The sequence below is a fragment of the Nostoc sp. 106C genome (assembly GCF_002154725.1).
GTDB lineage: Bacteria > Cyanobacteriota > Cyanobacteriia > Cyanobacteriales > Nostocaceae > Aulosira.
In genome coordinates this window covers 1-22699 of sequence record NZ_MTAW01000147.1, presented here as the reverse complement: position 1 = coordinate 22699, position 22699 = coordinate 1, and the positions used below count along the sequence as shown (strand labels likewise).

The following is a 22699-nucleotide window of genomic DNA, read 5'->3' as shown; positions in this document are numbered from 1 at the left end:
GATATAAATGACTATTTTGTACATTCAGATATCTGTTTGCTTTTTTGAGTTTTAGAAAAACACCTTCATAGGACTTTGTTATTAATTGCCTATCTCCATTTCAAATTGTTTTTTTGGTACAGAAAAGTAGTATTAGGCGACAAAATGCTATACATCCACAACTAATTGCTGTAGATAATTAAAATGCTGTAATTTTAGTAAACACATAAAAGGATAATCTTTCAAAGTTTAAGAAAGGTTATAAGCAAGTTAAGGTTATAAATCTGAATCTTCCTGTGAGGCAAGAGTCTCAGACTCTGAAGAAGACAAATTAAAATAGAGGAAATCCGCTCTAAGATAGAGGCGTGAATTTGCTATTAGCCCCTGTATCTTAAACATTAAGATGCAGTTAATATATAGATAAAAAAAGAGAGGGAGTAGAACTCCCTCAATGAGAAAAATTAGTACAACTTAAACAGATTCTATCTAACTTTGATTGTTGAATTTAAGCTGCAAATAGCTTTAGTGAAAATTACCGCACTATGCAAAAACGAAATTATTTGCCGTGATGGTAGTTGATGTAATTCCCAACAATGAAGCTAACTCTGTATTTGCAGCTTTTACCAAAGTATCATTGCCCTGTTGCAAAAGCGTCAGGTCACTGAACTTAGTCACTCCACTAATACCGCCAATACCGATCGCGTCAATTCCTGGGGTAAAGTCGGTGATAATGTTCTTGCTAGTTGGCAGACTAGCATTGGCAATCCAGAAAGAGTCAGCACCAGCGCCACCAGTCAGGCGGTTACTACCTCCTTGACCAGCAAACAGCACATCATCGCCATCACCACCAAATAGGGAATCTTTAGTGTTGGAGTTGAGTATGTCATCTCCAGAACCGCCATAAAGACGGTTATTGCTACCGCCACTAGTGATGGTATCGTTACCGGAACCGCCGAATTGTAATTGTCCTGAACCCTCGATAACTACCAGAGTGTCAGCACCAGCCCCGCCAAACAGATTATTGCGACCGCTGGCTTCAGCCACAACGAGGGTATCTTTACCATTACCACCGTCAACACCAGTACCGCTGGCAGGGCCGTTTTGACCAACGACGATATTATCATCACCATCACCACCAAGCACAGAAGAGTTACTTCCTACCTGTACCGTGTCATTACCACCCCCAGCGTTAATTAAAATACCATTGGTAGCTTCGATATTATCTGCTCCATCACCTGTGATTGAAAATTGTCCAGGCTTGGGAGTAACATCATCGCTATTGGCAGAACCAAAATTGATATCTAGCGCTGAGGGCTGACCTACACCAGGAGCAAGGTTAAGAGGCTTCTCCAACTTCAGCAACAGAATTTCGTTGTTGTCGATTTTGGGATTTTGAGGATCGCTCCCTGGACGACCTGTGGAGAAAGGATAGTTGTTGTCGTTAGCTACCAAAATGGTATTTTTGTCAACAACCAACACATCTTCAATAGTTTGGAATGGGAAGTCAAAGGTTTTCTTACCATCCCCATTTAGATCGTTGGGGTCTTGGATATTTAACAAGTCGGCAACTTCTTGTTTTTCTACATAACCATTGGCATCGGTTTTAGACAGGTCTACTTTATAAATCCGCTTGAATTTAGCAGAAGCTCCCTGACCATTATCCCGTTCAATAACTAGGTACTCATTATCATTAATGACTGTTAAGTCACCAATTGAATTGGTCGGATTATCCAATCTGTAATAAAGCTCTTTACCTGTGTATTTGCGGCTAGCAATATCAAATTCGTTAATCCGCAAAGCACCAGCCGGATCGCCCTGAACTGTTCCCTCTAACAGCATATAGAGCTTAGTTTTGCTGGCGTTGATTGCGCCACCTTCAAAACCTTTGGAACTACCCAAATTAGCAAAGGCATTTCCAGGCAGCACATCAGGATTTTGTGGCGATCGCACTATATTGTACTGAGGATCGCTGAGTTGATCCCGCACTTTATCCCCGATATCTGGGAAGTCTGTGAATAGTGCATCTACGCCTAATTGATAGAATTGCTGAATCTCAGCATTTAAACTACCTTTGTAATCTGCTGCTAAATACTGATCTTCCTTACGGAAGGTGTAGGGGTGAACCTGCAAACCTGCTTTGTGAGCATCTTGAACTAAGGTACTGGGAGGCAATAATGTCTTGTCAGCATCATTAACTGCTCCATCACCATTGACATCATCTGCCTTGCCATCGCCATTCGCATCAGTACCCTTGACGCTGACAATCATTCGTTTCCAGGGGCCAATACCATCAGCATATTTGGCAATTTCCGCCAAGCCTTCTGGAGTTCGCAAATCGCCATAGGTGCGTTTATCACCGCTAACCTTCAAGTCGTAAGGCTGACTCTCAATAATCTTACCGTTGATATCGGTATCACTTGCATCTAGAAGTTGCACAAGGGGAATATCTACTCCTGCCTTAGGCATGATGTCATCATGCAACTGTTTAAGGTTACCTACTTCAAAGGACTGGATGAAGATGCGGCTGGGGTCAGTGAAGTTATTTGCTTTTAGCGTATCGATTAACAGCTGACTGATATTTCTGTTAATTTTCTCGGTGGTTCCTACATAAGTAGCTTCTTGCTGAAAGTAAGTTGGATGCTTAGTTTCAGGGTAGATACCAATCTTTTTACCTGTCTTCGCTTCCACATCCTTGACTAGATCAATGATTTCCTTCAGGGTAGGAATCTGTAATTGATCGTCAAAGGAGTGGTCGCGGAAAGGCAAACGCTCTTCTGCTCTTAGAGTCTTGATTTCAGCTAAGGTGAAGTCTTCAGCAAACCAACCTGTAATTTGAGTTCCATCCAAACTTACAGTTTTCTTGCGATCGGCAAACTCTGGATGTTTGTAAACATCTGTGGTTGTATTGCTGAAATTGACAGTACCATCAGCGTTCAAAATCGCCAAAGCAGGTTCGTGGCGAGCAATCAACACACCATCTTTAGTAACTACTAAGTCAGGCTCAATAAAGTCTGCACCTTTCTCGATAGCTTGCTTATAAGACTCAAGCGTATGTTCTGGGCGATAGCCACTTGCACCTCTATGACCAATTACTTTCGGTGCTTTGCCATCTAAAGTCTTGAATTCGTCGGGTGTTGCAATGGGAGCTTCTAATAACTTACCACTGCTATCAAAATGTAATAGATAGGGGCCAAATTCATCGCCAACCCAGATACTACCGTCTTTATCAAGGACAAATGACTCAACATCAAAGTCTGCACCAGTCAGCGCTCTTTCTGTAGTTCCTTCATTCACAATTTTGAAAGGAACCTTTTTATCTGGATCAGATAGTTGGATGTAGTCTAAAAACTTAACACTACCATCACCATTTTCTGCTCCCTTAAAATTCGGGTCTAAACGTTGGATACGCAGCAGAAAATCTGCACTGTTGTCTTTAGCACCATAGCCATTGTCTGACAGAAAGTAGAAAGAGTTACTGTTAGCGAATTGTACGCCGCTAAAGCCTTGTACTGGCTGTCCAGGAAAAGGCCCTGTTCTACCATTTGCAGAAATTTTGCTACCAGAAGCCGGCCCATCACTATAGGTATCCGCTGGGAGAGAAGCAAAACCGACTAACTCAACTTTGGGCACTATTGAAGCAAACATGGTCTGGTAAATGTGGGTTTGATCGTTTAAACCCGCAATTCCAGGTATCTGATAACCGTAGGCTTCATAGCCTTTACCTGTCAAGCTATTTAGCACTTCTGAACCAGCACCTTGGTAGTAAACGGGTACTGGACGGTTGGCGTGGCTTCCCCAACCATACTTGACATTAGGATCAGACCCCCAGTAATGTCCAACTTCGCCTGGAGTATCCAGGTTGGTTAACGCTTCAGCACCTTTATTTTGGACTAAAGTGGGAAAGTCACCGTTGAGAGTTAAGTAGTGATCGTGGTCGGCAGTAACGATGAGGAGATTGTTTTCCCAACCACCATTTTTGTCAATCCAGTCAATTGTTGAGCCGACTGCTTTGTCGAAGTCTAATGTGGTGCCGATGAGGTTGTCCATGTTGTCATCATGGGCTGACCAATCAATATCGCCACCCTCAACCATTAACCAGAAACCGTCGGGGTCTTTACCTAACACACTTAATGCAGCGTTTGTTAGATCGTTAAGGGTGGGGTTTTCGTTAACCTCTTTGGCAATAAAAGATGCATCCGTCTCCCCTGGAAGTAGCGGACGCTTGGTATCCACTTTTGCGTCAACACCTTGGTTAGCGAAAACGCTGAACATATCTAAACCGGTGGTGCTGTAGTCGCCGTTAGCAGAACTTACAGGCAAGTTACCATTTTGACCACGAGCACCGTAGAGACCGAAGAGGCGATCGCCTTTTTCTGGATCGAGTTTCGCCGCAGTTTCAGCTAGTTTCTTAGCCGCATCCTGACCTCGTTCTAAAAAGGTGTAATCGTAGCGGTTATCAGTTGGTTTAGTGCTAAGTTCTTTGTAAGTATCCTTACCAATATATTCATTGCTCGTATTTGGCTCAACCCCTGTTGGCAGTATGTCTCCAGGCGCAGAAAGTGGATGACCACCACCAAGTAATACTGTTGGTTGATAGACCCGGAGTTCCTGTTGCAGGATGTTATCTAATGCAGGATAGTCGCCATCATACTTGCTGCGACGGTTAACATTAGCAGCAGCAGCCCCAGGTGTAGCATGATCAATGGGAACTGAAGTCACTAAACCGGTTGATTTACCAACACTGTTCGCAGTTTTTAAAATCGATTCGAGAGGATCTTCAAAAATATCAACGCCAATAGCGTTGTTGTAGCTCTTGACCCCAGTGTAGAGAGTTGTAGCAGTGTTTGCAGAGTCAGGATAGCTGTATTTAATATATTCTGGGTCACTACCGGGAGTCCAAGGATTAACACCACCTCTAGCAGGGTCATAACCTACTAAATTACCAACAGCACCATCACTAACTTTTGCACCACCTGTTGGGGTATTACCTGGGTTAAAAGTTGGATCAAATTTGAAACCAGGACGAACTGGGCTTTCTCCGGTGATGGGATTAGTAGCGTCAAGAGCTGAGTTACCAGTATTAAACACTCCTTTGCTATCGGCGATCGTTGTGCCATAAGTGGTTACTAAACCGTAGCCTTGGAGCGTTTGAAAGTTCAGTCCTTGACCCTTACCCTGTGTATAGAAATCACTTAGATTAGCGCCTGTCTTACCATTTTGAATCTCTTTATATATGGATGCAGCACGAGCCATTTCCCAGCCCATACCATCCCCAATCATAATGATGACGTTCTTAGCCATGAAAGAGAATCTCCGTGTGTTTAACTGTTTAGCTAGTCTTAGCTCTAGTGGAATCAAAAACTAATATAGTGAGGGCAAAACTAATAGTTTTAGGTTCAAGGATGGAATTTAGTTATAAACTTATTTATGCTGAACCGTTAACTATCAAGCATCACCATAATTGTGATTTCACTAGAAGATCATTTCAGTGAAAGTTTTTTAGTAGGGTGGGCAATGCCCGCTCTACAGAATTATTAATTTTCACTAATAATTTAGGATTGCTGTAGCAATATGAGAGGACTAAACTAGCATCAATCAGCTTTTCATTCCAAGGTTAAGAAAGAAATAAGTTAGATAAAACAAATAGTTAAAATCTACTAAATAACTAACTTTAAATAATATTTTCTATAATTTCATACCAAGGTTAAGAAAAAAATAACGTGAATAGAACAAAAGATTAAACCTTTGAAGAACCAGTCAGAAAAACCGCCCTGAATTGCCATGACTGCAAAAACAAAGTTTGACTCTACCAAATAAGTATTTAGGAAGAAGCAATAAATTACTAAAAATGCATAGCTATTTTTAGTAATTTAAAAATATTTCTCAAGGTAGATTTTTTAGAAAGAGAAACACTATTTAAGGCGAGAGATACTCCCTCCCTCGCCTTAAAATAATCAGTACACCTTAACTAAACATTTCATTGTTGAAATAACAGCGGAAAATCGCTGTCAGGTGTAACTAACTTTAGCCTATGAAGGTGAAGTTATTAGCCGTCAATATATTTGCGGTAATTCTCAGTAATGAAGCTAACTCTACATTTCCAGTTTTCACTAAAGTATCATCGCCCTGTTGCAATAAACTTAAGTCACTGAACTTAGTTACTCCAATACCGCCAAGTCCAATTACATCAATTCCTGAGGTAAAGTCAGTGACAATGTTCTTAGTCGTGGGGAGACCACCATTAGCAATCCAAAATTGGTCAGCACCAGCACCACCAGTCAAGCGGTTAGCACCTTCTTGACCAGCAAATAACACATCATCGCCATCACCACCAACTAGGGTGTCATTGGTATTAGCAAAGAGTTTGTCATCTCCGGAACCACCATAAAGTCGGTTATTCTTTCCGTTACTGGTGAGAGTGTCGTTACCTGAACCACCAAAGAGGAATTGACCAGAACCTTCAACTACCTGAAGATTGTCGGAACCAGCACCCCCAAATAGATTATTGCTACCACTAGCTTCTACTATGGTGAGTTCATCGTTATCTGCGCCACCATCCACATTAGTATTTTTAGCAGGGCCATTAGCACCAACAAAGACTTGATCGTTACCGTCGCCTGTTGATACAGAAGAGTCACTACCTGCAAACACCGTGTCATCACCGTTACCCGTCACGATGGTATTTCCTGTAGTAGCCTCGATAATATCTGCACCGTTACCTGTGAATATAGTTTGACTGGGCTGGAGATTGATGGTATCGCTGTTTCCAGAACCAAATTGGATATCTGGTTTTTTAGCAGGATCTACTTCAAATTGGCTGACAATTTTTGGTTGACGGCTAGTAACTGCACTGGAATTAGCTTCTAATTCCTCACGGGTATATGGTTCAATCCCGTATGTGGTGACAGTTAGCTTCTGAGTTTGGGCGTCTATATTAAACTCAGTCCAGCCGTAGGTTTGGGTGGCGACGTAATCTCCTTGTAATAGCTTGGCGTTGATTAAGCCGTGGGCTTGGGGGAGATTGTTATTCAAACCCACAGGGTCATAACCGAGAGGAGTTAAACCAGCGTCTATAGCCTGCTTGATGAAATCGTCTTTGTCGTTGGGTAGGCTATCGGCATCATTAACTACAGGTAGGGAATTGTAGAATGTCTTTTGTGCAGGGGTGAGAAAGTCCGCTACTGTAGGGCCAAACGGTGCATCAAAAGCAACGGAACCTGTACTGATTTCAAAGGCACTGGTAGCAATTTGTGGTTGGCCTGGCGCTAATTGGTAGGTGAGGTTGTTGACTACTGTACCGTGAATATCGGCAGTTACAAAGACAACATTGCTGATGTTGTTATTATTGATAAACTTGAGAATTTCAGTGCGTTCGGCGGCGTAACCCTCAAAGCGATCGCTCGCTGCCAGCACCCCTAAATTCTGAATAGGCTCTGGCACCATGATAAACTTCCAGGTGATGCCATCGTTCTTAGCTTGCAAGAGGTCATGTTTGAGATCCTCTAGTTGTTGTTTTCCTAATAAAGTACGGTCGCTTTTAAAAGATTTTCCAAGATAGTCAGCAACTTGCGCCGGAGCGTTGGGGTTGGTAATAGCTGGTAATTCTGGATCTCGGAAGGAACGCGCATCAAGAACGAAGGTGGCAGCATCACTGCCGTAAGTATTATAGCGGTAAAGTTTGCGTTCTCCTTCGGTGCGAGCATCAGCTGTTTGACCGTAGAATTGGTCGCGGATGGGGTTGTATTCTTGGAAGGCTTGCAGACCATTTTCGTATAGAGGCGAGTCGTTGACTAAGCCGGAAGTCGCACCGTATAAAGCTTTATCTGCGGCGGAGGCGGTTGCTAAATTCTCACCGCCTTGGAAGTCGTTGACTACCTCATGGTCATCAATTGTTGCCAAGATAGAAGTTGAAGCCCGTAAATCTTGCCAGGTATTTTTGCCATAGCGATCGCTGTAGACTTCTGCTTGTTTAGCGCGGTAATCTTCTAGGGTTTTAGCTTGGGCTTTTTCTGTGCCATCTGGGTTTCTCAGTCCGGGTGAGGGGTAGTCTGCATAGATGGTATCGCCAAATTCAAAGAAGAATTTCAGGTTGGCATCATCTGCATTGCTAATAGCTGGATAAGGGGCTAATTCTCCCCGCCAGTCACCAGAGATACCGAATGTTAAACCTGCTTTTGTCCCAATTGTTGCAGCAGTACTAAACTTACCTATTGCGGTTGCACCAGCTGCATCTGTGACTTTGTAGTAATACTGCGTTCCCGCTTGCAAACCAGCAACTTCAACTTTCACAGGCTGGTTGATATTCGTAACGCTGATGGTTTTTGTCCCAGCGATCGCATTAAAGTTAGCATCGGTGGAATATTCAAATTTAACTTCCCCAGGAAAGATACTCCGCGCCCAGAGAACTGTAGAGTTTTGGGTAGTGTCACCACTTGCGATCGCATTCACGGGAATTTCTCCGGCGGCGTTGGCGACCTGTTGACGGCTGGTTGCGGTTGCACTCCAATTGCCATCAATTGGTGTAATTGTAATATTGCGTGCTAAGAATCTACCACCTTCCGATTCTAAATCCCCTGTGCCTGTATTGGTTGATGCACCTAAAGTTAAACCAGGAACGCCAGGCTGAATCTCAGAAACCTTTAAACCCAGGCTGCTAGCTTGGTCAAATTTGGTAAATGCAACCCCCGTAATTGTGCTGAATTTGGCAATATCGGGATTATAAGCAGGGATATTTATATTTAAACCAACCCCTTTCGGCAGTAAATCTGCATTACTACCTTGAGTGGCTTGGAGTTGGTTAATCGCATCAACAACCAACCTAGCACCGATTTCATAGGCTTTTTCTGTGCTGGATTTGTCGCCTGTTTGTAACCCAGCTAAGTCTAGCCCTGCACTAACTGCGATCGCGGGAATCCCATTTTGTAATGCTGTTACCGCCGCGCTGAGTGTACCAGAAGAAATGGCATCTAAACCGATATTTTCACCTTCGTTAATGCCGGAGATCACCAAATCAGGTTTAGCAATCTTCTCTTTGTTGGGGAAGATGTAATCAAGTCCAGCCCAGGTAGTGACAACTGGAGTGCCATCGACATACCATTTATTTTTGTTGGTATCAAATTCTGCAACTTCGGTATTCTGAAAAATTTTGTTGGTGTTGATGGAAGTACCTTTCCCACTTTGCTGGTCTTTGGGTGCGACTAAGATGACGTTATGACCAGCAGCAGTTAAAGCCTTGTAGATAACATCAATACCTTTTGCTTGATAACCATCATCATTTACCAGCAAAATATTTAACGGCTTGCTAGCAGGCTTGATGGCATCAGTTAAAGCTGGGACTTCTAAGTTAAGGCGAGAACTCAGTGCTTGGCGTTGGTCTGGAATTGTACCCCAATCGCCATCAAATGGAGTTACCGTCACCCTCCCTGCTAAGAATTGTTCGCCTTCTGAGAATGGTTTGGGTGTTGTCCCAGCAGGTAAAGAATTTTGAGTATAAAGTATACCTTGACCTGTGCCAAAGTTAGGCGGTAATTCCCCAAATTTGAAATCAAAACTACCTACACTATCAAACTCTGTAAAGGCTATACCTTGAATTTTGTCAGTTGCGGGGATATTGACGTTTAAACCAATACCTTTTGGTAATAAGGTTGAATTATTACCTTGTTTTGCTTGTAATTGGGAAATTAAATCAACAACGTAATTAGCACCAACATCATAGGCTTTATCAGTACTAGGGTAACCTGTACTACGTTCGGCTGAGTTAATACCCGCACTAACTGCGATCGTAGGCACACCGCGATTTAATGCCGAAACTGCTGCACTGAGAGTCCCGGAAATGATTCCTTCTAAACCGAGATTTTCACCTTCGTTAATCCCAGAGATGACTAAATCTGGGGGGTTATCTTTTAAGATGTAATCGATTCCCGCCCAAGTGGTAACAACTGGTTTGCCATCGACATACCATTTATTTGGTTCATAGTTGACAACCTCCAAGGATTTGCCAAATTTATCGGTATCCAGGGCTGTACCTTGACCACTTTGTTGTTGCTTTGGTGCAATTAATGTTACTTTATGACCCGCCGCAACTAATTTGTTGTAGAGAACATTTATCCCTTTCGCCTGATAGCCATCATCATTGACTAAGAGAATATTCAGGGATGTTTTCGCTTTAGTAACTGCTATGTTATTTGGTAATTCCAAAATTCCCAATCTTTCAGCAGGGGTCTTACCAGTAACATTGAAATCGTTGTCATTAATTAAAGCCAGAGTGTTGGGCGCAACTAATGCTAAACCCTCCAATTTTTCTACCCCGGTGTAACCCAACTGTGCAGCATTAGCTATTAGGCTTTTGCTGACAGGGGTAATTTTGGCAGATGCTAACTCAGCCGGAGTAAGTTGTTCAATGGTTTTACCATCTGGCAAGCTAAAGTTAGCAGAATTATGGATGTTTGTAGCCCCTGCTAAATTAATTTGGTAGATTAATTTGTTACCAGCAGATGTACCATTATCATCTCGTTCTACAACTGTAAATTTGCCATTACCTAGGGAAACTGCATCACCAATTTTGTCAGTTCCAGGTAGACCTTCGAGAAGATATAAGTACTCGCCTATTACCTGTTTACTGTTGATATCAAACTCTAAAATTCTGAGATTACGAGACGCTTTAGAAGTTCCATCATTAGCGACATCAGGGTTATCAATTGGGCTTTGAATAAAGGCGTAGAGTTTAGAACCTTCTAAAGCCACAGCCTCAAAACCTCGGTTGTTGCGGCGTTGGGCGTAAACTTCTGGTAATAATTCAATACCAAAAGTACCCGCGCTTTGATCTGGATTAGGTGCAGTTGCAGTTCCTTTGGGGATAAACCGATCAATTAATTTACCCTTAGTATCAAAATGGTAAATTGCAGGACGGTACTCATCCACCATCCAGTAATCACCATTTTCAGCAACTACAATTCCCTCTAAATCTGCACCTAAAGGATCGTTAGCTAGAGGTTTATTGTCTAAATCAACGCCAATTTCATCTGTATATGCTGTACCATTCGCCCCAGCTTGTAAATTTGGTAGTCCGGTTAATGGAGTTTTACCATCTTGGCGGAATAAACCTGTTCTCTTGGTAATTGTAATTTTGCCTGTAGTGCGGTTGAGTTCAAAATTAACGATTTCTGGTTGGAAGTCGGGTAAATAAAATGGTCTATTTGCACCAACAGGTTCGCCATTGGGGCCTCTGTCTGTGTGGGTGACAAATCTGAGATTACCATTAGGTGCAATTCCTTGGAAATATAACCCAGAAAATCCACCCAAGAAAATATCTTCGCCTTTGGAAGTTGTGCCTAACTTTGGTAGGTCTTCAAAATCATATATAGTCAGTTTGGGTTGCGCAACAGGATTACGCGGATTGTAACTAGTGGTGTCAATATTTAAAGGAGTGGGAAAGGCGTTAGCAATATTTTCCCAAGGTACTAACTTAAAGTTAGAGTTGATATTCTCTGCTTCATCGCCATCGCTAACTATTTTGGCTGGTTCATTAGAACCATCTTGGGTGACAAATAAACCGTTGGGGAAGTTAGGGCCTAGAGGTACGTTAACAACATCCGCACCATCTGATTCTTGTACGCTATCAATTCCCCCATTACTACCAACCGCAAAGTTACCTAAATAATCATTGTTTCCTTCACGGGTGTAAGCAACAAAAGTATTATCACCTTGGCTGGATGCTAACAGATAGCCTGTGCCGTTTTTACCGTAGTAGATAGTCAATCCTTCGACATCATCAATGAGGTGACTACCACCCAAGCCTTTAACTTTATCAATTAACTTGCCAGTTGTACCGCCGTCGGGTTCTGCTGGAAATTTCCAAATACCGACATCTTCTTGGCCAATGTAGAGAAATCCAGTTTCCTGGTCTACAACCATTCCCTCTGTTTGAGCTGAACGTTCAGGATCTGTAGGGGAAGGAATGGTAAATTCTCGTACCCGTTCAGCACCTATTTTGCCATTACCTTTGTCAATCAGCTTGAACTGTGCGATATCTCCAGTTTCCCGGCGACTGGTAAAGACGTAGTAGTCATTGGTGATGGGACTACGATATAAAGCTAGTCCGTAGGAACTGCGAGAAGATGAGGAATAGGGAGCAAGAAAGGGTGCAGCTTGGAAAATAGTACCAAGACTGCTATCGGTAATATTTTCGAGATATTTACCGGGAGTACTGGGATTGGGGTTAATTTTGAATATTGCTAGTTTATCGTTACCGCGATCGCTCGCTACAGCAATATCTATTGTTTGACCGCCTAATTTAAAACCATATTGCAGGTCAATGTTGTTATAGCGAATACCGCCAGGATTGACTTCCTGCAACAGTTTACCAGACAAGTCATACACCCGCAGTCCGGCATTTTTCACTGAGGTCAGAACTAAGCTATCAGCAGCGTTGTTGGCGTTAATATAGATAGCTGGGTCATCAGCATCAGCACGCTGGTCTGTCGGTAATGTCTTATCGTCAAACAAATCAGGACGGGTTTCAACTCTTGGCGCTGCGGTAGTGACTAAATCTGCATCCAAAGTTAAAATTTGCGTATATTGAGTTGCACCAAAGTTGTTGTCACTCACCAAAACAATCGATTGACGACCATCAGCTAATTTTGGCCCGTAGGCTATACCTTCAATGTTATCTGTACCAGTAATCGGATGATTGGGGTCTGTTGGCAGATTTAGGTCATTTAAATTCAACAGTAGACGCTTTTGGACTGGTGCGATCGCAGCTAGTTGAAGTGCATTTAAACTGCTGAGTGAGTCGATACTGCTAATATCGGTTGCACCTTGTAGAGAAATTTCGTAGATTTTAATCGTGTTCCCTACACCCTGTGCAAAAGAACGTTCCAACGCCAGTAATGTACCGCGATTATCTATTGCTAATAAATCCACCAAGCCGTTATCAGTAGCGCCTGTAGCTGGATTTGGGGTGACAGATGCATCTGTAATGTAAAGATATTCTTTTTCTGGTTGTCCAGTTTCCAAGTTGTATTGCAAAATCCGGGAACGGCTACCGATTGTAGTCGAAACCTTCGGGCCATCTTGAAATAAAGCGTTTTCTGTGGCAGTGAATAGGGTTTTTTGGTCAGGTGTGATGGTGAGGCTTTCAAACGCCAAATTATTGTAAACGCCTGCGGTTTGAGTATCGCCTGTATCTACAACACTGTTAGCGTTAGTGTCCTGAACAACTGGTAAAAACTTTTTAGGGACAGATAAAGTGCGAACTTCCTGCCCCGTAGTGAGGGAAAATTCTTTAATGAACGGATTGGTCACCCTACCTACACCTGGATTCACCTCACCCTCTGAGGAGATGAAAACTGTGCCATTGTTAGTTAAAGCAATGCCTTCTGGATCGAGACTGTTGATAGCGAAGAAATTGCCGTTAGCATCTTTTAGCGGCGTAACATTGGTAAAAGTCGCCCCAGTTGTGGCAATTTTCGCAGGGTCAGTAGTAAAAGTATAAAAGCGGGCGGGAGCAAATTGAGAGCGATCGTCAGAAATAGTGTAGAACTGGTTTTTAGCTGCATCATAGGCGACACCAGACAACCCACCCAAAGCGGTTTGTACGCCATTTACCGTTCCCGCCGCACCTGAGGGAATAAAGCCTGTAGGTAATATAGTTTGCCCCAAAAATTCTACATCGGGAATCGTTTTCCCTGCTGTTGTTGGCCCCACTACCACATCTGCATATACTAAACGATGGTCGGAACTGGGGAAACCACCAGGAAGGCTGGCGTTATAAGTACCTACTAATGGAAAGTTTGGGTCAGAGTTTGCAGGCCAGAACACTGCGGAATTGCTAATACTCAAATCTGCTGAGGGTAGTACATAGTCAGTCCGCAGATTACCAGGAGCACTATCAGCAAAATCTGCGGTATCAAAATTAGCATTCCCTTTTTGGTTAACGTTTGCACCACCCTGTAGAGCTGATTGTTGCGGTGCGCCAGGACTGGTGGGGATGACATTAGTATTGATGCCAGGGTTCTGTAATAGTTGGCGAATTGCATTGTCAAAGCTATCACCATCTACAGGGTCAGCATTTTGGTCACCCATGATCACAAAGCTTGAACCAGAAGCAATCCCGCCCTTTTTTCCCGCATCATCATAGATGTAATCGCCTTTACCAGGGGTGATGTAATCTGCCCAAAAGCGAATCTCATCATGATTGCGCTTACCGTTGCGATCTTCGGTTCCATCAAAAGTTGGTGGTGTGGGATGACTCACAAGGACGTGAATTGTCTCGCCGTTAACTTTAATCGGTACATCCCAATGACTCTTAGAAGAAAGGCGTAAAGTGTTTTGTTCTTCTGGGGAATACCAAGGAGTATTAGAATTTGGTGTTGAGATAGTAGAAAGTAAAGAATCGGGCATATCCTTCCATAGGAAATTTTGGAAGGTGCGGATATTGGCAGTATCAATAGGATACTTGGAAAGCAGCAACATCCCATATTGACCAGGGAAATTGCCAAATCCAAAAGCATCATCGCCGTATGTTGGTGCGCCTGGGGTCGTTACAACTTTACCGTCATTATTTAAGTCAAACCCAGAAGCGATTCCTGTATTACTTGGAGCAATATAAAAGTAGGGATAGTTAACAGGAGTTGCACCATTTTGGCTAACCGCAAGATAATTTTGCTGAAGTAATTGAACTGCTTGTAAAGGATTTTCCTGCACGTAGTCGAACTCATTGACTAATAATATATCAGGATTGTTGCGCTGGATGATTTCTGCAACAGCTTTCACCTGAGCATTATTAGGTGTGGATAAATCAGTAATTAACTGACCATCAGCATTGCGATTCAGGGAAGCATTGAATTGGGAAAAGCGGATTGTGTTGGTAGTTGGCATAAATTAGCTTTGAGGTAAATTGTGCTTTAGAGAATAAGCGCGATTCTTTAAAAAGATAAATTTTCAATAATAAGCATTTATAAAATTAAATTTTAATTTAGGAATAAATCTCATGTTTAAGGATTATTAAAATAATTATTTTTGTTAAATAAGTAATTGAATTTCTATGTTATTTATATATATTTATTAATCCTCAATTATTTATTAAGACTTCGGAGGGTAGGTATTGCCCACCCTACAGAATTATGATTATTAATTGATATTCATTCAGTTAACCAAGTTATCTTGATAACGTTAAGAAATAGATAGCAAACGGTTAAAAAAAACAATAAAATTGTTGGAGCTGCTGAAGAGAGAAGTAATTACTTTGCCGCTATCCAGACCTTGCGGTGCTAACTCGTTCATTGCAGCCATCCTGCATGGTGAGTATAATCTGACTTTTACAACATCTCTAGTCTAGGTACAAAGTATTACAAATTCGGGTATTGCTGAATGAAGGGATGAATAGTTTTATATAGGTATGGTTTGATACTACTAATAGTGAAGTAATAATTTAATTGAGTACTGACAAACAATGGCGATCGCTCTTTCAAAGCGATCGCCCTTCAAAATCCCTACTATCGACAATGCAATTTACTGATTTTTGGTATATTGTCGCACCCAGCGAGCAATTACGACCTAACACAGTACTGGCGCGAACTGTTTTAGGCGAGTGGTTGGCAATATTTCGTAGCGAGAATGGACAACCTGTAGCGTTGCGCGATCGCTGTTTGCACCGCAGTAGCCGTTTGTCCGCAGGTAAAGTCTGTGGCGGTGCTTTGCAATGTCCTTATCATGGTTGGGTATACGATCGGGGTGGTAACGTTATTGCTGTTCCTGCTGAAGGAGATGATTTCAAGCCTACTCAGCAGCGTCGAGCCAAGGGTTACGCCACCAAAGAACAGGATGGTTATATATATGTGCGGTTAGCAGACACACCCAGCGAAGAGTTTGAACCATTTTCTATGCCCCATTATGGACAACCAGGGTGGGAGACGGTGCGGGTAATTAACCGTTTTGCTAACAATGTTACCAATTGTGCGGAGAACTTTATTGATATTCCCCACACCGCTTTTGTGCATCCTGGCATATTCCGTAACTCTCGCCATCAAAAGTTAGAGATGACTGTAGAACGTTGGAATGGTTCAGTTTTAGTAGAGTATCGCAACGAAACCAGCAATTTAGGATGGTACAGCCGTTTCCTTAATCGAGAGGGTGCAGAGATTAAACATAGCGATCGCTTTTATCTGCCCAATATTACCTCTGTGGAATATCAAATGGGACGCAATCGCCATTTGTTCATTACCAGTCAATCTATCCCCGAAACCGATAATTCAACTTTAGTCTACACCGATGTCACCTACAACTACGGTATTTGGAACAAGCTAGCACGTCCGTTTGTGCGGTGGACGGCTCAACATATTATTCGCCAGGACATTAAAATTTTGGGCATTCAGGGTGAGGCGATCGCTAAATACGGCACAGAATTTTCTAATACTCCTGCTGACACCATTCATGTATTTGTCGAGTCAATTCGAGGCGCTATTGCTCGTGGAGAAGATCCGCGATCGCTACCAAACCAGTCAGTCAAGGTATCATTTTGGGTTTAATTATCAAGAAAGGCAGAAGGTAGGAGGCATAAGGCAGAATTTCCTTCTGATTCTTGATCTCTGCCCATGACCGTAGGGAACAAGGGTTTAAGACCCCCACCAAATTTTTAATTTGGTTAATTTCACTTTTATGGTTCGTCAATATTTAGATGCATTTGTCCTGGGTAATTATTGCACACATACCCAAGGGTAAGACTCTGGGTAGATGATGAGAATATTGGAGCGATCGCACTGTATAAATCCTTGGGTTTTCAAATCATTAGCAAATGTTACTTCAGTTATGGAAAAGAAGTGATTTGACCTAACTTATTGCGGGAGCGATCTCACATAAGACGTGACTGATTACCTTTTGCGTAAAACCTTGAGGTAAGTTTTATAACCAATTGACGCAAATTATTTTTTAAAACTCATTCCATATCATTCCCCATCCAACCAGAATTACAGGTTATTAAATTTGCATTTCTCAACTAAATTTCTTTGAAGTATTCTGGCACTTTATGAAGTATCAATGGATTTAAATAGAGGTTTATCAAAGCTGGAATAATCTAGGAATTCTAAAAAAATTTATTTAACAATCTACAAATGGCAATGTAATTAATTTTACATAATTACTTATTCAAGACCCTGGCTTCGGTTGTCAAGTAAGAAATATTAGCAGTTGTAATATATTTTTGTCCTGGATTAACGTCTCCTAAACTAACTTTATCTTTCTCAGTTATAATTACAATGCATATATTTATTATTCTGTCAATTCCGTGTATGCCAGATGAATATGTGTTTAATTTATCCAAAAGCTAGATAATATATGGTACAAGGATATCTATACAGCATTTCTACTAACAAATATGAATTTTGTTTTTGAGTGCATCCTACAAAATACACAACATTCGCAGTATTTAAACAGCTTTGGTCACTGTGAGCGAATAAAAGTAAAATTTATTTTTTTAAACGAAGACAGAGAAAGGTTTTGAGCATTTATTTGCTAACAAAATAGTCGAAATCAAGATTTGTTTGCTAAAACTCTTATTTTGCAAAGGTTATAGCTGATTTTGCCTTTAATTAATAAAAATGCTAATGCAGTCTGAAGTATAAGCTTTTATAGAAGCTTGTAACACAGGCTATAGAAATATGCCATCAGGTACAGAAGTTATCTGATGATTTCGAGTCTCCAGAAGAGAATTAGGGTAAATGCATCTACATATTGTGAGGTAATTATGACAATGGGTGGAATTGTGAAATTAAAAATTGGAGCGTTGATTTTTACAGTATAAAATCATTGAAATTGCAAAGATTAGTAATGATCTGCAATCAATGCTTTATTTTGCCTTTTTATCACCAATAAATATCTTAAAACACCTCTTTTGGTAAAGATGGTGCTTAATTTGCTCAAAATCTTATCGGATTCCTAAAGCTAATCACAAATCTTACTTTGTTGTTTGATAAAGATGGTTGTTTTGAGTAAGGGTCTCAACTTTGAGATGGAATCTGAAAAAACCTCTAGTCAAAATAGTTCACATCTCTCGTTAACTGATAAATAGGCTTGGCCAAAAATTTATAGTACAGCCTTTACAACAGCTTTCAAGACTTCTTCTATGTCTTCAATTAAATTGCTAATCATAACTTGGCATATTTAATAGCAGTTAAGAGACAAAAACAAAGATTTTTCAAATTTTGTAATTTTGGGATACATCATTAATGCATATATTGCCACTTGCAAGAGGAAACTTGCCCCTAATTTGCTCTCTTGAGATATCTAACTATATTTTTGTCGTGATGAGCGATCGGCATTAGGTTGTGCGATTGTTTCCGATGCTTAGTTGCTCTCTATTCCAAGAGAAAAGAGAGTTTGAAACCTATACAAGTGAGGAGGAAATCAAATGATTTATAAGGTTTCTTTTGCAGTATCTCATCTGTTGTTACTCTTGCTGACGCAATCTGCACTGGCACAAGAACCGTGTTTACCCAAATCCAATCCAGAACATAATCCCCGACCTAATCCGCAGCCCAATCCAGAACATAATCCACAACCCAATCCAAAAGCCAATCCGCAACCCAATCTAGAACATAAACCCAATCCAGAACATAATCCCCGACCTAATCCGCAGCCCAATCCAGAACATAATCCCCGACCCAATCCAGAACATAATCTACAACCCAATCCGCAGCCCAATCCAGAACATAATCTACAACCCAATCCGCAACCTAATCCACAACTTAATCCACAACCCCAACCAAACCCTCAATCCAATCCCAATCCTCAAACACAACCGGAAAAGAAGGAGAAAAACGTTGGAAATCTCATTCCTATTTCCATACCGCTTAGTGGAGCGAGAAGGGTAGAAGTAGGTCATACGAACGTTTCTGGTTCTGTTTTTGCCGGAGGTGGTACTTTCCCCAGTGCCGGAGTAGAAGGTACTGTCAGCCATCGTTTGTCTAAAAATACCTTCCTCTTTGGACAGGCTACATACAACCCTGCTGCTCCATCTAGTGCAATTGGAGTGGGAGGTGTGACCACTGGAGTTGTATTAAACGCACCTGGTGAGTCTATTCGTAACAACAGCTATATCGGGGTTTATAGCAACATCTTCGGTATTGGAAATACCGGAGGAGACGATATTTCTCAGACTGCCTTTGGAAACTTAGGAATCATTGGAGGGCTTCAGCGTCCCGTTGGAGAAAAAGTCTCTGTGTTTGCTCAGGCAGAGGCGGCTCAGCGCTTGTACTCTTTCGCAAAGTCGGCGCAGGGTCAAGCAGCAAGAATTTCGGGGGGAATGTCTCTAGCTCTATCTTGTGCATCTGGTGTTAGCTTTGCAGGAGATTATACAGTTGGATCTAACCAAGACTCGGAATGGGGTTTAAGAGGGATCTTTAATTTTGACTTTTTTGGAACTTCTTGTGGAATGAGACGGACTAGCGCCTCCTCTAACGTCGTAAAAGTCACTAAATACGTTGTGACTCTCATTGGGGCTAATCCATATGCTGACGAGATTAGAAAGACTGGACTAACTCCCCCTAATGCAAACCCTGAAACATTTCGCCTCCAATCTGAACGTTGGATAGGCGAGAAAAGGCAGGTTGTAGAACAGTTAGTTGTTGATGCTGTTGAGGTAGAGAGTATGCCTGACAAGATCCTCTTTGTACGAAAGTCTATATCTCCTAAAGCTTTTGAAAAAGCCCAACAGCTTGCAGCCGACCGAGAACCCAAAAAAGCGTTTGAAGAGATTCGTAAGCTTCTTCAGGCTGAGGAACAAGACAAGACTTTTAACCTTGAGGAGGAAGCGAAAAGAATTGCAAAGGAAAAAGGAATGGCTCTTTCTTCAGTACAGAAGGTTGGGTATGCCTTCAATTACCAGAACCACCTTCTTGGTGTGGTGGATAGCGACTTATCCCAGCCTTTTGTTGGAAAACCACGAGAGGTTTCTCCTGCCGAGTTAATGCTTGTTAAGGAAGTCGTCAGACAAGAGAATAGTATTTTGCCATCCCTGGCAACAGGTTACGCCACAAAAGGAACAACTCTCGGCAAAGAAAGCATCGTCAATGGTAACTTGTTGCCACCTGGGACGAGAGTTCAAGTACCTAAGAAAAACGAGGTGATCATTCCGCTTTCTAACATTGAATCTGGTGCTTCAGTTGAATCTCCTCAGATCCACTGGGCTAGGATTAATAATAAGTAGGGATGTTATCAGGGAATGGCAATGATAAAGACTCTAAGCTATGCTCCATTAGCATTACAGCTACTCTTACACATGCTCTCTGCTGTTCCCTGTTTCCTTATCTTCAGCCGTAACTTTAATTTTACCTAACCACTTATTTTAGTGTTATTACTTTTTGCTCATTGCTGCTTTTAATAGCCGCTTCTATAATACGCATCACATTAATTCCGTCTTCGGCAGTAACAGCAATTGGTTGATTATCAACAATTGATTTGTATAAAGCATCGTAGTAGCCTAAATAACTACCCTGTAAGCTTTTTACTTTTTCTCGAATAACTTTTCCATCTTTTTCTGTATGAAGCAAGCCATACTGATTTTCGGGTTCTGTGTACCAGTCAGATGTGTTAGGCTTCATACCTGCTCGTAATTTTTCTTCTTGTGCATCAGCCCTGCTTTTAATAAAAGAACCCTTGGTGCCATGTATGATGAAAGACGGTACAGGCTCACGTACCAGGAAACTCGTTTTTAATTTTACGCGCAGTTTGTCGTAATATAATATCGATTCAAAATAATCATCTATCTGCGATGCTGCCCTGATTATTCGCATATCTGCAAACACAGCATCAGGCATCCCAAATAAGTGCAAAGCTTGGTCTATTAAATGCGGTCCTAAATCTTTAATTATCCCTGACCCCGCATTCGGAACTTCTAAGTGTTGTTTAGGGCTGATTGTGGGTTTGTATCTTTCAAAATGAAATTCTGCTTCCACAATGTCTCCTAGCAACCCTTCGTTTATAACTTGTTTTACTGTTTGAAAATCACTATCCCATCTACGGTTTTGATATACAGATAATTTCTTTTGTGTTTTTTGCGCTAGTTTTTTGAGTTCTTCAGCTTCTTTTACTGTTGTGGTGAATGCTTTTTCGACTACTACATGCTTAAGAGCAAGTAAAGCCTGTTTAGTGTAATCGTAATGGGTAGAAGTTGGTGTGTTTACTACTACCAAGTCTACTGCATCATCTGCTAGCAATGCTTCTAAAGAAGGATAACTTTTTACCCCAGGATAATGTTCCTGTATCAACTTTTTGCTTCTTTCCCAAGACCCTGCTAAATGAAATCCGGTATGCAAATCAATGAACGGCGCATGAAATATCATCCCGGATAATCCATAAGCACAAAGAGCCGTATTAATAATTTCCATCTTATTACTAATTTACCGAAGCGAAAGTTTGTATTTGGTTATTGTGTGATATTTCTCTCCAGGATGTAGTATCACAGATGGGAATCCAGGCTCATTGGGTGAATTCGGAAAATGCTGTGTTTCTAAACATAGCGCTGTATGTTGTTCAATTGCTTTACCTGCATCTGTTTTAAATGTGCCATTCAGCATATTACCTGAATAAAACTGCATTCCTGGCTGATCTGTAAATACTTCCAATTTTCTGCCACTTAGCTCGTCATTTAATATTGCTATTGGTGTTTCAAAACTATCTTTTTTATTCAACACATAATTATGGTCGAACCCACCAACCTCATTGATTCTTGCACCAATTTTTTCAGCTTTTTTAAAATCAAAAGCAGTACCTGTGACTGATTTTATTTCCCCAGTTGGAATCATATTACTATCAATAGGCGTGTAATTATCCGCATCAATCATCAGAGTATGATTTAAAATCGAATTACTAACATCACCTGTTAAGTTAAAATAAGAATGATTTGTTAAGTTAATCGGAGTAGGTTTGTCTGTTTCGGCATTATATTCAATTTTTAGTTCATTATCGTCTGTAAATGTATAACGAACTGTTACTTTAAGATTGCCAGGATAACCCTCTTCCCCATCTTTGCTGAGATAACTTAATAATAATGTCGGTAGATCATTATTGATGATTTCTGCATCCCAAACTACTTTGTCAAAGCCTTTGTTACCCCCGTGCAGATGATTTTCGCCATTGTTGACAGCTAACGAATAGGTTTGACCTTCAATCTGAAATTTTCCTTTGGCAATACGATTAGCAAAGCGACCAATTAAAGCACCGAAATATGGTGGTTGTGCTAAGTAAGTATCTAAATTTTTATAGCCTATTACTATACTTGATTGGTTACCATTTTTATCAGCCGCATTCCATGCGGTAACGATACCTCCATAATTTGTAATTTTTACCTGCTCGCCTTTTCTATTGGTAAATGTAAACAGATAGATAGGTAAATTATCTACTTCACCAAAATTTTCTTTGATCGCGCTGATTTTTTGATTAGTGTTTTCTGGTTGGTTCTGATATGAAATATTTTCTGCTGTAGACATTGTTTTATCCCTGGTTTTGCTTAACTGAGAAAATTTAATCTAAAAATTTTATTGATTATCAAAGGTCGAAAAGTTGTGCCCGGGGAAAGCGGATGCAGCTAATTTTCCCTACCTAATATAAAGCCTGGAATTTAAATCTGCATCTGCCCTAAAATTTTTGCAATCTGGCTCTAGATAGATGTCAATTACATATCTTCTAACTCCATACCTTTGGTTTCTCTAATAAAGAACCAAACGAA

At 41.2% G+C, this 22699-nt stretch carries 6 protein-coding genes; 2 read left to right on the top strand and 4 right to left on the bottom strand.

The window, feature by feature from the left end; genetic code table 11:
• Window positions 1–519: 519 nt before the first annotated feature.
• Both BV375_RS38275 and surE read right to left on the bottom strand, forming a co-directional pair.
• Window positions 520–5280: an esterase-like activity of phytase family protein gene (locus BV375_RS38275; RefSeq protein WP_086764592.1), complete on the bottom strand. Its 4761-nt coding sequence runs from the start codon at window positions 5278–5280 to the stop codon at window positions 520–522.
• Window positions 5281–6003: 723 nt separating this feature from the next.
• Window positions 6004–14856, bottom strand: a complete 8853-nt coding sequence (gene surE, locus BV375_RS37740) for a 5'/3'-nucleotidase SurE (protein ID WP_208099170.1) — start codon at window positions 14854–14856, stop codon at window positions 6004–6006.
• Window positions 14857–15482: 626 nt separating this feature from the next.
• Here surE and BV375_RS22825 point away from each other — a divergent pair.
• Together BV375_RS22825 and BV375_RS38805 are read left to right on the top strand one after the other, a co-directional pair.
• Window positions 15483–16505 carry an aromatic ring-hydroxylating dioxygenase subunit alpha gene (locus BV375_RS22825; protein ID WP_086764589.1) on the top strand — a complete coding sequence of 341 codons (1023 nt, stop codon included), beginning with the start codon at window positions 15483–15485 and terminating at the stop codon, window positions 16503–16505.
• 1877 nt (window positions 16506–18382) lie between these two features.
• Window positions 18383–20179, top strand: a complete 1797-nt coding sequence (locus BV375_RS38805) for a hypothetical protein (protein WP_166507507.1) — start codon at window positions 18383–18385, stop codon at window positions 20177–20179.
• 133 nt (window positions 20180–20312) lie between these two features.
• On the opposite strand, the gene BV375_RS22810 is transcribed toward BV375_RS38805, so the two are convergent.
• Together BV375_RS22810 and BV375_RS22805 are read right to left on the bottom strand one after the other, a co-directional pair.
• On the bottom strand, window positions 20313–21359 hold the full coding sequence (locus tag BV375_RS22810) for a Gfo/Idh/MocA family oxidoreductase (protein WP_086764581.1): 1047 nt from the start codon (window positions 21357–21359) through the stop codon (window positions 20313–20315).
• A 12-nt stretch (window positions 21360–21371) separates the two neighbouring features.
• A complete protein-coding gene (locus BV375_RS22805) occupies window positions 21372–22460 on the bottom strand; it encodes an aldose epimerase family protein (protein WP_086764578.1) in 1089 nt (362 codons plus the stop codon).
• Window positions 22461–22699: the final 239 nt, after the last annotated feature.

Coding starts and splice junctions, on each gene's coding strand:
- BV375_RS38275 (WP_086764592.1), bottom strand. CDS start 5,280: ATGGCTAAGAACGTCATCATTATGATTGGGGATGGTATGGGCTGGGAA.
- surE (WP_208099170.1), bottom strand. CDS start 14,856: ATGCCAACTACCAACACAATCCGCTTTTCCCAATTCAATGCTTCCCTG.
- BV375_RS22825 (WP_086764589.1), top strand. CDS start 15,483: ATGCAATTTACTGATTTTTGGTATATTGTCGCACCCAGCGAGCAATTA.
- BV375_RS38805 (WP_166507507.1), top strand. CDS start 18,383: ATGATTTATAAGGTTTCTTTTGCAGTATCTCATCTGTTGTTACTCTTG.
- BV375_RS22810 (WP_086764581.1), bottom strand. CDS start 21,359: ATGGAAATTATTAATACGGCTCTTTGTGCTTATGGATTATCCGGGATG.
- BV375_RS22805 (WP_086764578.1), bottom strand. CDS start 22,460: ATGTCTACAGCAGAAAATATTTCATATCAGAACCAACCAGAAAACACT.